The organism is Clostridioides sp. GD02377 (assembly GCF_045899875.1).
Lineage (GTDB): Bacteria > Bacillota > Clostridia > Peptostreptococcales > Peptostreptococcaceae > Clostridioides > Clostridioides difficile_A.
In genome coordinates this window covers 14,467-31,162 of sequence record NZ_JBJODA010000016.1, presented here as the reverse complement: position 1 = coordinate 31,162, position 16,696 = coordinate 14,467, and the positions used below count along the sequence as shown (strand labels likewise).

Genomic DNA, 16,696 nt, shown 5'->3' with positions numbered 1-16,696 from the left:
CTAATCTAATATACATCCAAACTGGGAACGTGTTTGTAATGCATCTGCACATTTTTTATTACAATAACAGCATTTTTTAATATCCTCTACTCTTCCATCTTTTACTTTTTGTAACCACTTACTATCTGCCAATAATTGTCTTGACATAGAAACCATATCTACCCTATCATTTGAGATAATATTTTCTATAAAATCTGGACTAGATAATTTTCCAACTCCACACACTGGAAGATTTGTATGTTTTTTTACTTCATCAGCCAAATATAAAAAACATCCTTCATCTTTAAAATAAGGATGATTCTTAGTTGGTATAGTATCTTCTAATTTTGAATGATTTGCAAGTGTTACATGAAAACTATTTACGCCTGATGATTCAAATTTCTTCACAAAATACTCAACCTCTGAAAGTAGCACTCCTGCATTACCATAATGAGGGCTTTCTTGTCTTATTGCAAGTTTGTAGTCTATTGGAATATCCTTAATCTCATTTCGTATACTCCTGATTATCTCACTTGCAAGTCTACTTCTATTATCACATGTCCCACCATATTCATCGTTTCTATTATTAAATATACTTGAAGAAAAACTTCCTATCAATCTATCTCCATGAATCTGAATCATATCAAAACCAGCTTTTTTTGCATTCAATGCTGCTACTTTAAACAAATCTATAATATTCTTAATTTCTTCTTTTGACATATTTGTTATGTAATCTTTTACTCCATCACTCATTATTCTTTTAATATCATCATGTGAAGTAATTCCTGTCTTCATAGTATCTTTAATTAAATTAATATCATAATCTGAACAAAACAACTGTGCAGATACCTTTGCACCAGAATTGTGTATTTCATCCACAATTTTCTTATACTTCATTACTCCTTCTTCATCTGATAAACTCAAAGCCATCTTATGAAAGCTAGGTCTAACAGATACATCTCCCAAAGTAATCAGAGCTACACCTGATTTGGCAATATCACAAAGTTTTTTAATTTTTTCTTCAAATTTAAGACTCATACTTGTAGGTGCAAATGATACTCTATTTTTTAATTCCAAATTTCCAATTTTAATTGGCTTTAAAAGATTGCAATACATCCTATTCTTCCTCCACTGTTGTCTTTATATCCTTTACTATATGTAATTTCTTAACTAATTCTCTATACTCTTCATCCGAAAATTCTTTTTTTATATTATTATCCCATTTTGAAAATATATTTTTTATATCTCCTAAGACTTCCTCACCCTTATCTGTTACTCTCAGCTGAAAAGCTCTGCTATCATTGGGATTTTGGATTTTTTCTATGTATCCATCTTGCTCTAATCTAGATATAGTTCTTGTTGTATGCGCTTTGTCAACTTCAAATTCTGTTGAAATATCATTCAAAGAGCAGTTTCTATTCTTATTGATATAAATTAAATAGAAATACAAACCATTCGTAAGTTTGTATGGCTTTAAACATTTCTCACAATAAAGTTTAAAGTTTTTTTGTAAATTACATATAACATACGATAAACTTTCATACTGTAAATTCCTAAAATCCATCTTAAATTTCCCCTCTATAATTTCAATTTATTTGACTATATCAACTATATTATATTAAACAATTAATCTAGTCAAGAATATTTTACTTTATTAACATAACTTTTATTAATTTTTTATAAAACTCTTTTGCTAAATAATTATGATTAAGTTGAAACTGGAATTTTTAATACTTAGCACACATAAATATATTTTATATAAAAGTTTATATTTTCAAATAAATAATTTTTCGAAAATTGTCTAAATTCTGTAAAAATATGGTACTATATACATAGGCAATATAAATCTATAAAAAGGAGTGTTACATATGATATCTAATAAAATGCAAACTTTAGTTGCAAATAGCTCTGTTATAAGAGCTATGTTTGAAGAAGGAAAAAAACTTTCTGATATTTATGGAGAAGAAAATGTTTTTGATTTTAGTATAGGAAATCCAAGTGTTGAACCTCCAGAAACTATTAAAGCAGTTATAAATGATATTTTAAATGAAGAATCTCCAAATCTAGTTCATGGATACATGAATAATTCAGGATATGAAGATGTAAGAGATGCTATTGCTGAACATATAAATAAAAAAGACGGGTTAAACCTTACAAGAGAAAATTTAATTATGACTTGTGGTGCTGCTGGTGGTCTAAATATTATTTTAAAAACTCTTTTGAATCCTGATGATGAAGTTATTGCTTTTGCTCCATATTTTGGTGAGTATAAAAACTATACAGAGAACTATGATGGAAAATTAATAGAAGTACCTACAAATATAGAAACTTTTGAACCAGATTTAGATGCGTTGAAAAATGCCATTACTTCAAAAACAAGAGCTTTAATAATAAACACTCCAAATAATCCTACTGGTGTTATCTATTCTGAAGAATTATTAAAAGACCTTGGAGAACTATTAGACTCAAAGCAAAAAGAATTAAATACAAACATATATCTAATCTCTGATGAACCATATAGAGAAATAATTTATGATGGTGCTAAAGTACCTTGTGTACTAAAATACTATAGAAATTCATTTATAGGATACTCTTATAGTAAATCATTATCTCTACCTGGTGAACGTATTGGATATATTGTTGCTAATGGACAAATGGATGATTTTGATGATGTTATGTCTTCATTAAATGTTGCAAATAGAATACTTGGATTTGTAAATGCTCCTTCTCTTTTCCAAAGAGTTATTGCAAGAAGTTTAGATGCTGAAGTTGATGTAAATATTTATAAAAAGAATTTTGACCTTTTATATAATAGCTTAATAGATATGGGATTTTCTTGTGTTAAACCTAGTGGTACATTCTATTTATTCCCAAAAGCTCCAATTGAAGATGATAAAAAATTCTGCAATGATGCAAAACAGTTTAATTTATTATTAGTACCAGGTTCTTCTTTTGGTTGTCCAGGCCACTTTAGAGTATCATATTGTGTGTCTTATGACAAAGTTAAAAGCTCTTTGCCAGCATTTGAAAAATTAGCTAAACTTTATAATTTAAAATAATTAAATAAGGTAATTCAAATAATTAACTACCTTAGTTTAGAATCTAAGTATTCTATACTAAGGTAGTTTATAATTTTATGTACTATATTTTATATACCATATTATACCAATATACTTGAATATTGTAATCTATAGTACTAATATAAATTACAAGGAGGTGTTTGACTTGAAAAAAGGTTATGTTTATATCATACTGACTACCCTATTTTTTAGTTCAATGGAAATTAGTCTAAAAACTGTTACTAATGACTTTAATCCCTTACAAATAACTTTATCAAGATTTTTTGTTGGTGGTTTAGTCTTACTACCTTTTGCCATAAAAAGATTAAAATCTCTTAATCTTTCTATTACAAAATCAGACCTAAAATACTTTGCATTTCTAGGTTTTATGTGTGTAGTTGTGAGTATGTCATTGTACCAGCTGGCTGTTCTAAACACAAAAGCATCTGTAGTTGCTGTTTTGTTTAGTTGTAATCCAGTATTTGTAATGCTTTTAGCTTACTTAATTTTAAAGGAAAAAATATATAGGCACAATGTAATTTCACTTATATTAGAAGTGCTTGGAATTATAGTTATCATAAATCCATTGCATACAAAATTAACTCTTAGTGGAATATTCCTGACATTATCTTCTGCTATCATTTTTTCAATGTATACTGTATTTGGTAAAAGGAAAACGTTAAAATTTGGTGGGATAGTTGTAACTTGCTTTAGTTTTATATTTGGAAGTTTAGAAATGTTAATATTAGTTTTGCTTACTAAAATTAATTTTATAGCAGATATTTTAAATAAAAATAAACTCCATGTATTTGCAAATATCCCTATTTTTAGTGGCTATACTTTACACAATATGCCTATTATGATTTATGTATTTGTATTCGTCACAGGTGTTGGTTATGCACTTTACTTTATGGCAATGGAGGCTACATCTACTAGTCTTACGTCTTTAGTATTCTTCTTTAAGCCAGTAATCTCTCCAATACTAGCATTATTAATACTTAAAGAAATTATCCCCATTAACATGATTATAGGAATTTTGTTGATAGTAATTGGTTCAATAATTTCTATTATACCTACGATAATTACTCAAGCACATAATAAGCACGTTGAAGCCTTGTATAAGGAGTAGTAACTTATAATCTATCATAATATACATAAGACAAATTTATTAGTCTTAAACGAAATATAAAAGAGATGCTATCATAATAGCATCTCTTAATTTATATTTATTTTAAATTTTTTAAATTCTCTATTTAGCTAAGTTTTGTAAAAAACTATAAGTTTGTGGACAAGCTGCTTTTAATTTACTATTTGTATCTTGATTTAAATAATAATATGCAAATGCTTCTGCGAAGAATTCTTCTGGATATACGCCTAAGTAATTTACATTACCTAAAGAACGTCCTTCTTTAGCAAATATTTGTTTAAATTGTGCTGATTTAGAAATATCATTTAATGCTATATGGTCTACTGCATGTGCTGTTTCATGTAATTCTAAGTTTATTGCATCATGACCTTTACCTTTGTTACTAAATCCTATTCTAAGAGCTACTGAACTTCCACCTAAACCAGGAACATCATCCCAAGTTTTTCCAGTGCCTTCCCAACCCTTAGGAACTACACCTTTTAAATAAGCGTATTCTTTTTCATCTGTTAACTTTCCACTTAATAATTTTATTTTTAAATTATCTTGTTTTAAAGCACTTAAATATTTTCCATCTATATTTGCTAATCTACTTACCATAGCGTTAGCTTCATTTTTATTGTAATTTCCAGCTGGAAGAACCACTATTTGATTAAGTGTTTCTTTATTTTTTTGTACATTTACATTATCTGCATGTGCACTTACTGGAACTGAACTTATTAAGAATATTGACATTATAGCGATTAATAACTTTTTACTTGTTTTCATATTATTCCCTCCTTTGAGTTAGGCCGGGAGTAATAAATTTCAAAATAAAAAAGATACCCAAGAGTATCTTTGTATATACAAAAAGAAATTTTTACTCTTTTCGGCAACTGGCTGGCGTAGTTTACTAAACTTTAGCCCCTATAGCTTTGCGTGACTAGGTTTCCCTAGTTTTGCCTCATTTAATTTTATATTTATATTATAGCTTATATATTTCTAATTGTCTATAGTTTTTTGGATTTTTTTTCTAAAACATTATTATTTTTTTACATAATCTTTCAAAAAAAAATATCTTCTAACAATATTTTCACTCTTAAATATTGTTTTAGAAGATATTTTTTAATATTACTTATATTTTAATAATGTTAGGGTCTAATTTGTGTTTTTGTTTCTTCTTAATATAATAAGCCCCACAATAGCTCCTAAACCTAATAGTATTTCTCCAGTAATTGTAGTGTTATCTCCTGTCTTTGGTGGTACTGGAGGATTTACTACAGCGTCATCTTTCACTTTATTATTCTTTTCTTCTGATACTGATGGTTTTACTACTTCTGGTATTGGAACAATTGGTTTAACAGGATTTTCTATTACCTCATCTGATGGTGGTATTGGTGGATTTACTACCTCTGGTATTGGTGGATTTACTACCTCATCTGATGGTGGTACTGGTGGATTTACTACTATTTCATCTGTGTCAGATGGTTTTGATGGTTTTTTTGGTTTATCTGTGTTTGGTGGTACTGGTGGATTTACTACTGGTTTATCTGGATTCGGTGGTGTTGGTGGATTTACTGGTGGATTTTCTTGTTTTATATTTTCTATATTTCCAATATCCACAATACTACCAATATCTTTCTTATCAATATTAACTTTGACTTTATCCTTTAGTTTTTCATATCCACTTGGAGCTATTATTTCCACTAAATAATATGTTCCTGGTTTTTTTACACTAGACTGAATTATACCATCTTCATCACTAACTAAATCTTTAACTACTACATTTCCATATACATCTTCTAAATTAAACTTAGCACCTGAAAGTGCCTTTTTATCTAAAGAATCTACTTTTTTAGCTTCAAAAGCATAACCTTGCTTAGTAGTTTCTACTCCAGGAGGACTTGAGCCATTAATCTGAGCTACATTTTGTATAGTCTCTCCAACTTTTACATCTGTAAAATCTGCATCGAATGTAACCCAACTTTGTACAGGTTCGCCTTCTTTTATCTGCTTAAATTCATATTTATTCACTAATCTTATAGTATTTTCTCCATCTCCAGCTTCTTTTTTAAGCTCAAGGTTATCAGAATATTTTATATTAGATATTTTTAGAGCTGGGTTTACTTCATCTAAAAGATTTACTTGCCCTGCATCATAAACTCCATAAGTTGACATATTTATTTTGTATTTAACAATTTGACTATCATTGTTATTTAAAACTTTTTTATCAACTTCTTTTTTTGCACTTATTAATCCAGAGTTTTTCTTAAAACTTATCTCATCACTTTTATCAACTTGACTGTTATTTGCATCAAGAACAGCTCTATTTGTATAACTATCTTCAATACTAATAACCTTTAATGTATAAGCTATATAAAACTTTGATTCTACTTCTTCTTTACTAAGATTAATCGTAAATCCAGTTATAACTTTATCTACTTGACCGCTTTCATTTCTTTTCTCTTCTATTTTATATGAAATATTGTTTGCGATTTTTTCTTTACTCCAAGGAGTCCAGTTACCATTCATTGGAATTTCTACTACTCTAAAATCATGTCCAGCTTCTCCTGCTGTAGTTAATCTCATACCCTCTGGTATATTATCTGTTATAACAACATTACTTATTAGCGACTTATCATCATTTACTGAAATCTGATAGTTTATTACTTGGCCAACTTGAGTAATATTTGTTACTCCTGAATGCCCTTTAGTCAAAAGATAATCGCTACCTCTATCAAAGATACTTACAGTAGCATCATCTTCTTGTACCTTCTTACCATCAGATTCTATCCTAGCTACATTTTTATATTTATTATCATGTTTTGCATTTTCATCACTAATTCTAGCTTTGTATTTAACAGTATATGCTTTATCTATATTTCCAAAATTAACTGATATAGAATTTGCACTTTGTTCAATATTAAAATCACTTACTTCTTTCCCATCACTTGTTACTACACTTACAGAATCATTTACTAGTGTCAATCCTTCAGGAAGCTCATCATACAAAGTAATATCCTTCAATTCTTCCTGTTTCTCATTTACTAGTATGCTATAATTTATATCTTTATTTTTAACTGGCATAAATACTGTAGTTGATTTTTTTCCTTCAACAAGTTTCTTAAGTGTTCCTTTAGACTCTTCTTCCTCGCCCTTATCTCCAGGCTTTATTTCTACATCCACATCTCCACTTCCACTTTCTATTTTTCCAGTAGTCTCAATATGAATTTTTGTATTTGTCTCTTCATCAACCCTTTTAACGTATGCTTCTAGACCTATTTTTCCTTGCATTACACTTTGACCATTAGGAAGTTCTCTAAATGTAAGTGTATATTCTCCATTACTTTCTGTTTTGTCGAAACATTCACTTGTATAATCTAAATTAACTTTATTAAATACATCTGGCACCTTGAAAGTTATTGAATCACCTGCTTGTATTCCCTTTGATGTTGGAGTATAAGTTAAATTAAATGATATCTTTTTCATTGATTCAGTTTCTATTGTACTATTATTAATTTTTATAATAAATCCATAATCTTCATTCTCTTCATTAAGTTCTTCTTCTAACGTTTTCAGCAAATTCTCATCTTCTAGCAGCTTTTCTTCTTTTGGAGTCTGCTCTATATTTTTATTATCTAGTGGCTTTTCCTCTTCTGGAGTCTGCTCTGGTTTTTTGTTATCTGATGGCTTCTCTCCTTCTGGAGTCTGTTCTGGTTTTTTGTTGTCTGATGGCTTCTCCTCTTCTGGAATCTGCTCTGGTTTTTTGTTGTCTGATGGCTTCTCCTCTTCTGGAGTCTGCTCTGGTTTTTTGTTGTCTGATGGAGTCTGCTCTGGTTTTTTGTTATCTGATGGCTTCTCTTCTCCACTTGATGAACTAGTTGAATTATTTTGAATCTGACTGTTATCTCCTAATTCTGAAGCATAAGATAAGGTTGGATAGATTGTAGATACTACCATACTTAAAATCATAATTAAACTTATTAATAATGCCTTTTTATTCTTCTTCCCCATATAGATTTCTCCCCTCTACGCTATCTATAATTTATAAACTTCTATTTATATCCCATTAAAATTAATTCTAAGCAAAAAATTATATAAAAAAAGCCATGAAAATAAATAAATTTATATCCATAGCCGGTTGCACCACTGACTCAGTATGTCCATAAGGTGCCCAATGATAGAACATACATCAACATCTCTATAATATTTTATAAAAAACAATTAAAATTGTTATATTCATACTAGATACAATTACATATCTATATTATATTATGCCAACATCTTCCTGTCTATATATTTTACATTTTTTTCCTTACAATAATTTTAATTAATCATTAAATAAAATCCTTATCTACAACAATTACACAATTATATTCAGGATTCATCTCCTTAACCAATTTAGTTATATCTTCTTTTAATTCTTCCTCTGACATATTCTTAGAGAATTCAGAAGGATTAACTACTATATCAAACACTAAATTTTTCTTACTTCCCTTTCCAACTATTCTGAAATCATGCATAGATTTTACAAGACTATTTTTCTTAAGTATTTCTTCAAGTTCTTTTTTTGCTGACATAACTTCTTCATCTTCGAGACATATAGGGTCCATATGAATTACTAAATACATATCTAATTTTTCAGATATTTCTCTCTCAGCATTATCTATAATTTCATGAATCTCCATTATATCTATATTTGATGGAATTTCTGCATGTATAGATGCTATACATCGTCCAACTCCATAGTTATGAATTATTAAATCATGTGTACCTATAATATGTTCATAAGATAATAATGATTCTATAATAGATTTTACCATTTCTTCATCTGGTGCTTCTCCTAGAAGAGGATTTATAGTATCTTTTACAAGAGAAAATCCAGCATAAAGTATTACTAGTGATACTACAATACCAACATATCCATCTATAGGTAAACTAGTAAATCTAGCTATGACAAATGATATAACTACGCAACTCGATGTAAATACATCTCCTAAAGCATCAAGTGAAACTGCTTTTAAGGCTGAGGAGTCAATTTTATTTCCCATAAATTTATTAAATTTACTTAACCAAATTTTAATCATTATAGATGCAATTAAAAGTATAAGTGGTATTACTTCAAATTTTATAGGTACTGGATTTACTATCCTTTCCACAGATGACTTTATAAATTGAAGTCCTACCAACATTACCATGAACGCCACAATTAACGCCGATAAATATTCTATTCTTCCATGTCCAAAAGGATGCTCTTTATCAGCTGGCTTACTTGCTAATTTAAAACCTATCATAGTTATCGCTGAGGATGCCATATCAGAAAGATTGTTAAATGCATCAGCCATTATAGCTATACTTGATGTAAGCATACCTATAGACACTTTTACTACAAATAAAAGTAAATTAGATAATATACCTACTACTCCAGCTACATACCCATACTTATTTCTAACATCTTTATTTTGAACGTTTTCACTATCTTTGATAAATGTTTTGACCAGGATTTTTGAAAACATAAAATTTACCTCCTTGTCTTCTGTTTTACTGACAAATTTTAGAATTTATATCTTTATTTATGATAACATAATTCGTCTATAAAATTCTTAAAAGTTCATATATCAATAAGATATTACTAATTTTATACATTTATTATAAATGCAATGTATTCTTAGCTTAAATTATTGGATTCTAATAAAACTAGTCCTAGATATTTTATAATTTCATCTAGGACTTGTATTACTATTTTATACCAACTATTTTATTTAACATAATCGAACCTGTTTCTGGATTTTCAAATTCAATTTTAACACCCTTTATATTAGATAAATCTATATTTTTAAACTTATCAATAGGTATTATTGTATCACTTATTGGAGTATACCTTGACCAAAACTCCATAAATTTACCTTCTACATATTCGTCTCTCACAGCTTTACCCTCAAAATACTTCATAGCAGACACTTTATCATTATCCAAAGTCACACTACTTTCTTTTCCTTTAGAATCGACTAAGCTAAGTTTAAATGAAACTATTTTATCTTTACTATTTAACTCACTAGGAGAATTTAACGCCCATCTAAATTTTAATGCAGAATAATCTTTTAAATTTTTATTATTTAAGGGCAATTCTATTTTTCCATCTTTAGATTTCCAATCAACTTGCAATAAATCTAAATTTTCACTTGAACTTATATTACTAAAAAGTTTTGCAGTATCTTTATCTAATCGTTCTGACTCAACTAACTCTTTTGTATCAACATTACTTGAGTCTATATTTTCAAATGACTTTTTGTTGAATAATTCTAAAGAACCGCTATATTTAACTTTATTTAATGTCTGATACCCATACATTTTAGATGGCAATCCATTTTTACTAAAAATAGGAGATTCACTATCATCAAAATCAAAAATAGATTTCATATAGTCAACTGCATAATTAGAAAAGAACTCTCTATGTTCTTCTTTTCCTAATTTTTCAGGATAAGTGCCATCTGTATCTCGTGGTGGAGAAAATTCTTTTTCTCCTAAAACTGAGTTATATGCATTGTGATTTCCACCTACTAAATAAGTTAGTCCTAGTGGACTTTTTCTATTTTTATCGAAGGATATATCATAAAAAACATCATCCCCACTATGGATAACATCTCCATCATACTCTGATACTATTATTGCTGTTGGTACATCTGGAAACTTTTCTATTGGACTATTATAGGCTGGTGTAAGTGATATAATTCCTTTTATCCCTTTAAATCCTTTTTGTATTTGGTCTTGTGCTATTTTTAATACCCCAGAACCAGCTACAGAATGACCTATAAGACCAATATTATCTAAATCAACTTTGTCTTTAAGATATATTCCAAATCCATTTTTACTGCCATCATATGCATCTTGAAAAGCTTTTATATAAGCTTGAGTCAGATATGTTATCCTTTCATTTTCTACAGGTTCTCCATACTGAAAAGTATAGTTTACTGAAGTATCAATAGACACTCCTATAATACCATTTTTAGCTAAATCCTCAGTAAGATATTTAAATCCATTTTCAAAATCATTTTCTCCATCTCCATGTTGCCCATGAAAAATTAACACTATAGGTGCTTTTTCTTTTATATCTTTAGGAGCTGATATTATACCTTCTATCTTAAAAGGTATGGTCTTCCCCCTTACAACCATTTCTGATGTTCCCAAACTAAACTTATTAGATTCAATTTCGTTGTCATTATTTTTTGTCGACTTTATCTCATATGTTATTTTTTCATTTGAAACTACACTAGAATTAGAATTACTTGTACAACCTACAAAAAGAGCACTTATTACTGCTATAGATAAAATCATACTAATCCATTTTTTCGATTTCATAAATTTATTCCTTTCTATCATATCTGTTTAAATACTATTTATTGGATTTCTAGTAAACTTTCTTTCTACCTTCATACTTATATTATTAACCTTTCTAGCATTATAATCTATAACCTTATCTGCATTGTATAAATCTAAAAATTTTTCTTTCTTATTTAGTAGAGTAATACCATCTATGTTTCTTCTATCAGTAATAACTAAATTTTTATCCTTATAAATTTTTTCATATGATATTGGACCTACACCTGCAAAAATCGTAAATCCTTTTGACTGAAGATACTCCAACCCTTTAGATGACTCATTAGGAAACTCACCATATGGAGGTATATATATTTTTGTTTTTCCAACGACTGACTGAACTTCTTTTTCCCATTTAATAGTATCATCTCTAAGCTTTTCTAGAGAAATTTTTTTGAGATTTGGATGTCCATAACTATGGCTAGCAAATTCCCATCCATTTTCTTTTAGCTTATAGACTACTCTCTTACATTGTTTTAATTCTTCATTTCTATTTGGATAATCTCTTTGAATTCTATAACCCAAAATACCTTCAAATCCAGTTACTGCTAAAACTCCCTTTGCATTATTATGAGAAAAATCAGGATGTAGTTTTACAAAATCTTCAATTAAAGGAACCATTTCTGTTTCTGTACTAATAAGATATTTACCATTTGGTTTTTTAATATATCCAGCTAACTCATTATTTCTATCTAGAACAATTTTTTCTGTTATTCCATTACCTAACATATATTGATTATAATTTATATCATCTATAGATATAATAATTGGTCTTTTTCCTTCTGGTAACAATAATTTTTTTCTTACTGTTAACTTCTTACCACCAACTTCTTTTTCCTCATATACATCTTTGTATGATACAAGTATAAAGTTCCTTTGATATAAGTTATCCAATATTTTTTTAAATTCTTTTGTAGTAACAAACCATTTAGAAAATGTTTTAGATTCATAATCACCATCAAATGCCATTTCTGGATATACGATTAATGGATGTACAAATATATGTTCAATTTTACCTTCATAATACTTACTTGTATTTTCACTTATTTTTGAATTATTTTTTTCATATTCTAAATTTGTATCATAAAAAGCATATGAAAAATTACTGATGGACATAATTATAACTATAGATAATATTATAACCAAATTTTTCATAATATTTCTCCTTCAACATGCTTATAAATAATAAAGCTTATTATATTAAAATAAAAACTTATTACTTACATTCTTTTTATTTATTATGTTTAATTTGTTTATCACTATACACCATATTAATAGTAACATTAATCTAAATTTGTATTTATAAACAAGTTAATACATTTATATCAAGCTTTGTACATACTATTTAGAATTATGATATTATTTTTCCCAAGTATTATTTATAATATGATTTTTTATTTATAATATATTTTAATTTAAAACTTTGAATAAGTATCTTTTTATAAGTATTTTTTCAACTAATTGTTTTTATATTTTATTCTGATAATTTATCTTGTTCTAAAAAAATAGTCTCAAACTCTGTAAGTATTGGAAGTCTTAACAAATGTCATATATTTTTGAATATTCATATCCATACTATGTACACCTCACCTCCATCTGATTTTATCATATTTTATATGATAAACATTCGCTTTTATAATTTATAACCTTATGATACACTATGCACATAGGATTTTAAACGGAAAGGAATGAAATAAATCATGTTTTTTGTAAGTGATATTTATACAGAAGCACCTATTAAATTTGATACTCCATTACAAAAAGAGGTATATAAAATATTACAAAATTTGAATATTGAATTTGAACGTGTTGACACAGATGAAGCAATTACAATGGAGGATTGTATTCAGATTGATAAAAAATTAGATATGAAGATGGTAAAGACTCTATTTCTTTGCAATAGACAAAAAACAGCTTTTTATCTATTTATTATGCCAGGTGATAAACCCTTTAAGTCAGCTAATTTTAGCAATGCATTAGGAGTATCTAGAGTTTCTTTTGCTCCTGCTGAATTGATGGAAAAGATGTTAGGTACTAAAATTGGCGCAGCTACTATTTTCAGTGCTATACTTGACAATGATAATATTATACAAATTGTTTTTGATAAGGATGTTGTCAATGAAGAATGGTATGGATGTAGTGATGGGACTACTACTAGTTATATGAAAATTAAAACAAATCAAGTCATTCACGATTTTTTACCTTTTGTATGTCATACACCATCTATAATTGAATTGTAATATAAAGAAACATTAAAGAAAGATACTTGTATAAAACACAAAACCGCAAAGTCATGATATATTCTACTTTGCGGTCTTATAAAATTAACTTTTGATACTAAGATTCCTAGTTCTGCTATTTTTTAGCGTTCTAAGGACTAATTTTACAAATTCATTCGATATTAAAATAGTTGATGCAAATAGTATTATTTTTATCCACATATTAAAATCTAAAGAAACAGAGTTAAAGAAACTCTGGAACACTTGTGTAAATATTATCTGGATTATACCTGTAACGACTATTATTTGTAATGCCAACTTATTCTTAAAGAAATTAGGTATTGTACTATTAAAGCCAAACTCCCTACAATTCAATGCATTAAAAAGGGCACTGAATGCAAATAAAGAAAATATAACAGTACCTTGTTCATCTGGTGTGGCTCCCAATATATTAAAAGCTGATTGTGTAAATACAATTGTAATTATAAGGATAGCATTTATAATAATGTTTATAGACATAGACCTAGCTATTATTCCAGAGTGTCTATTTATTGGTTTTCTTTTCAACACATAATCTCTAACAGGTTCTAATCCTAATGCAAGAGCTGGAGGACCATCCATTATTATATTTACCCATAATAATTGTATCGTAGTAAATGGCATATCTTTACCAGTAAGTTGAGATATTATAGCAATTATAAATGCTACTATATTTACAGTAAGCTGGAACTGTATAAATCTTTGGAAGTTTTCATAAATACCTCTTCCCCATTTTATTCCCTCTACTATTGTACTAAAACTATCATCAGTCAATATTATATCTGCTGCATTTTTAGATACTTCTGTACCTGAGATTCCCATAGCAATACCAACATCTGCTTGACTAAGAGCTGGAGCATCATTTATACCATCACCTGTTACGGCTACAACCTCACCACTTTTTTGAAGTGCAGAAACTATTCTCATCTTTGTATCTGGTTTACTTCTTGCTACAATAGATATTCCTTTTATTTCTTCTCTTAACTCTTCATCTGTCAGCACATCTATATAGGTTGCTTCAACTGCCTTCTTGCCATCATTCAATAATCCTAATTCATCTCCAATAGCAGTTGCTGTATTGATATTATCACCTGTAAGCATTTTTACATCTACACCTGCATTAAATGCCTTATCAATAGACTCTTTAACTCCTGCTCTCAATGGGTCTACTATTCCTACAAATCCACTAAACACTAAATTTTCTTCCTTCTCATACCCTCTTGGGTTTCCGATTAAATTCAATTCTCCTTCTGAGGTTATTGCAACTTCTGTTCTAGATTTAGTCATCTTTTTATAAGCAAACCCCAATGTTCTCATAGATTTAATTTGTAGTTTTTTAATTTCATCGAGAATACCTTTTTCTATTTTGGGAGTTATTGGGACAATACTTTTTCCTTGTTGTACATAAGAACATCTCTTTAATAATACTTCTGGAGCTCCTTTTGAAAGCAGTATATCCGAATCCTCTTGACGAATTAATGTTGACATTTTCTTTTCCTCTGAGCTAAAGGGGATTTGTGATATTAAATAAGTTTGTTTTCTCATTTCATTATAGTTTTTATCGTTATGATATAAAAGTAATGCACACTCTGTTGCACTTCCAATATATTTAAATGAATTGTCTTCCTTTTCTATATCTGCTGTTGAATTTACTATACAGTTTTGTTCAAAATAACTATTGCTCTGATATTCTCCACTACTTATATATTTACCATCAACATATGCTACTTCTACCATCATCTTATTTTGTGTTAAAGTACCTGTCTTATCAGAACATATTACAGAAACAGAACCTATAGTTTCACAAGCCTCTTTCTTAGTTACTAAAGCATTTATCTTTGCCATCTTTTGCATTGTTATAGCTAAAGTAATATTTATCATGGTTGGCAGACCCTCTGGAACAGTAGCAACTATTAAAGCAATACAAACCATATACGCATTCTTAGCAGGTTCTAATGATTGTAAAAAGGACAAGATACTGCTTGTATCCAAAATTAACAGTCCTTTTCTTTGCATTTGTATAATCATAAACATACACAATAAAGTAGCTATTACCCCTGATATTCCTGCTATTTTAGCACCTAACTTACCCAATTTAATTTGAAGTGGAGTTTGCTGGTCATCATTCGATAAGTTCTGTGCTATCTTACCCATTTCTGTCTTATCACCAATGTGAGTAACAACCATTATCCCTCTACCATATGCTACAAGAGTTCCACCAAATACCATATTGATTTGTTTTGCAGGTATTGTATCTTGTTCGATTATTTCTGTTTTAGAATAAACTACCTCCATATCCAATATAGCATCAGCATTTTTAGCTACATCATCAGATTCTCCTGTTAACATATCTTCTCTAAGTTTTAGATTTATAGATTGTATAAGCCTTCCATCTGCTGGTATCATATCTCCTGTTTCTATATATACAATATCTCCTGGTACTAAATCATTTTTTGATATTTTAACTATCTTTCCATTTCTAAGTACCTTTACCTCTATATTCTCTGTTAATTTTGATAGAGCATGAGCAGCTTTTTTAGATTTCCCTTCAGTTATTATACCTATGGAAATACCAATAAAGATAGCTCCTAAGATACCTAATGCATCATGCAATTCTCCCACAAATGAACTTATCACTGCTGCTCCTATAAGAATTAATATCATAGGTTCTGTCAGACTTTCCCCCAACTCGTCCCAAAATGTTCGGCCTTCCTTTATTGTAAATTCATTTAATCCATATCTAAGCTTCCTCTCTTCCACCTCATTATCATCAAGTCCAACTTCTGGATTTGTCTTTAAGTATTTTAATACTTCTTTGGTAGGTTTATTATAATACCTCATAACTTTATCCCCCTTGTTAATTATCTATAGAGAATTATATGCTTATGATAGCTTGTATA

11 protein-coding genes and 2 riboswitches are annotated in these 16,696 nt (G+C 28.6%); of the genes, 3 read left to right on the top strand and 8 right to left on the bottom strand.

What is annotated here, in order from left to right; all coding sequences use genetic code 11:
* A complete protein-coding gene (bilR, locus tag Q3304_RS14425; RefSeq protein ID WP_074180144.1) occupies positions 1-1,095 on the bottom strand; it encodes a bilirubin reductase in 1,095 nt (364 codons plus the stop codon).
* Position 1,096: 1 nt separating this feature from the next.
* A complete protein-coding gene (gene bilQ, locus Q3304_RS14420; protein ID WP_054271398.1) occupies positions 1,097-1,543 on the bottom strand; it encodes a bilirubin utilization transcriptional regulator BilQ in 447 nt (148 codons plus the stop codon).
* A gap of 304 nt (positions 1,544-1,847) precedes the next feature.
* On the opposite strand from bilQ, the gene Q3304_RS14415 reads away from it, so the two are divergent.
* Both Q3304_RS14415 and Q3304_RS14410 read left to right on the top strand, forming a co-directional pair.
* Positions 1,848-3,038 (top strand): pyridoxal phosphate-dependent aminotransferase, encoded by a 1,191-nt coding sequence (locus tag Q3304_RS14415; RefSeq protein ID WP_167639998.1) that lies wholly within the window; start codon positions 1,848-1,850, stop codon positions 3,036-3,038.
* 166 nt (positions 3,039-3,204) lie between these two features.
* Positions 3,205-4,167 carry a DMT family transporter gene (locus Q3304_RS14410; protein WP_054277403.1) on the top strand — a complete coding sequence of 321 codons (963 nt, stop codon included), beginning with the start codon at positions 3,205-3,207 and terminating at the stop codon, positions 4,165-4,167.
* Between the two features lie 120 nt (positions 4,168-4,287).
* On the opposite strand, the gene Q3304_RS14405 is transcribed toward Q3304_RS14410, so the two are convergent.
* From Q3304_RS14405 to Q3304_RS14385, 5 genes are all read right to left on the bottom strand, one after another.
* Entirely contained in the window at positions 4,288-4,950 is a 663-nt protein-coding gene (locus tag Q3304_RS14405) for an anthrax toxin lethal factor-related metalloendopeptidase (protein WP_054271401.1), read from the bottom strand.
* Between the two features lie 99 nt (positions 4,951-5,049).
* A riboswitch (cyclic di-GMP riboswitch) is annotated at positions 5,050-5,135 on the bottom strand.
* Between the two features lie 184 nt (positions 5,136-5,319).
* Positions 5,320-8,175 (bottom strand): SrtB-anchored collagen-binding adhesin, encoded by a 2,856-nt coding sequence (locus Q3304_RS14400; RefSeq protein WP_407814255.1) that lies wholly within the window; start codon positions 8,173-8,175, stop codon positions 5,320-5,322.
* Between the two features lie 112 nt (positions 8,176-8,287).
* Positions 8,288-8,373, bottom strand: a riboswitch (cyclic di-GMP riboswitch).
* 125 nt (positions 8,374-8,498) lie between these two features.
* Positions 8,499-9,677, bottom strand: a complete 1,179-nt coding sequence (locus Q3304_RS14395; RefSeq protein ID WP_054271403.1) for a cation diffusion facilitator family transporter — start codon at positions 9,675-9,677, stop codon at positions 8,499-8,501.
* 223 nt (positions 9,678-9,900) lie between these two features.
* A complete protein-coding gene (locus Q3304_RS14390) occupies positions 9,901-11,520 on the bottom strand; it encodes an alpha/beta hydrolase family protein (RefSeq protein WP_407814256.1) in 1,620 nt (539 codons plus the stop codon).
* A 27-nt stretch (positions 11,521-11,547) separates the two neighbouring features.
* Entirely contained in the window at positions 11,548-12,693 is a 1,146-nt protein-coding gene (locus Q3304_RS14385) for a polysaccharide deacetylase family protein (RefSeq protein ID WP_407814257.1), read from the bottom strand.
* A gap of 545 nt (positions 12,694-13,238) precedes the next feature.
* On the opposite strand from Q3304_RS14385, the gene Q3304_RS14380 reads away from it, so the two are divergent.
* Positions 13,239-13,778 carry a prolyl-tRNA synthetase associated domain-containing protein gene (locus Q3304_RS14380; protein WP_167640007.1) on the top strand — a complete coding sequence of 180 codons (540 nt, stop codon included), beginning with the start codon at positions 13,239-13,241 and terminating at the stop codon, positions 13,776-13,778.
* Between the two features lie 84 nt (positions 13,779-13,862).
* On the opposite strand, the gene Q3304_RS14375 is transcribed toward Q3304_RS14380, so the two are convergent.
* Positions 13,863-16,637: a calcium-translocating P-type ATPase, PMCA-type gene (locus tag Q3304_RS14375; protein ID WP_054271407.1), complete on the bottom strand. Its 2,775-nt coding sequence runs from the start codon at positions 16,635-16,637 to the stop codon at positions 13,863-13,865.
* Positions 16,638-16,696: the final 59 nt, after the last annotated feature.

Excerpts from the sequence above, each read along its gene's own strand:
- Q3304_RS14405 (WP_054271401.1), bottom strand. The coding sequence starts at position 4,950 with ATGAAAACAAGTAAAAAGTTATTAATCGCTATAATGTCAATATTCTTA.
- Q3304_RS14390 (WP_407814256.1), bottom strand. The coding sequence starts at position 11,520 with ATGAAATCGAAAAAATGGATTAGTATGATTTTATCTATAGCAGTAATA.
- bilR (WP_074180144.1), bottom strand. The coding sequence starts at position 1,095 with ATGTATTGCAATCTTTTAAAGCCAATTAAAATTGGAAATTTGGAATTA.
- Q3304_RS14415 (WP_167639998.1), top strand. The coding sequence starts at position 1,848 with ATGATATCTAATAAAATGCAAACTTTAGTTGCAAATAGCTCTGTTATA.
- Q3304_RS14385 (WP_407814257.1), bottom strand. The coding sequence starts at position 12,693 with ATGAAAAATTTGGTTATAATATTATCTATAGTTATAATTATGTCCATC.
- bilQ (WP_054271398.1), bottom strand. The coding sequence starts at position 1,543 with ATGGATTTTAGGAATTTACAGTATGAAAGTTTATCGTATGTTATATGT.
- Q3304_RS14380 (WP_167640007.1), top strand. The coding sequence starts at position 13,239 with ATGTTTTTTGTAAGTGATATTTATACAGAAGCACCTATTAAATTTGAT.
- Q3304_RS14375 (WP_054271407.1), bottom strand. The coding sequence starts at position 16,637 with ATGAGGTATTATAATAAACCTACCAAAGAAGTATTAAAATACTTAAAG.
- Q3304_RS14400 (WP_407814255.1), bottom strand. The coding sequence starts at position 8,175 with ATGGGGAAGAAGAATAAAAAGGCATTATTAATAAGTTTAATTATGATT.
- Q3304_RS14395 (WP_054271403.1), bottom strand. The coding sequence starts at position 9,677 with ATGTTTTCAAAAATCCTGGTCAAAACATTTATCAAAGATAGTGAAAAC.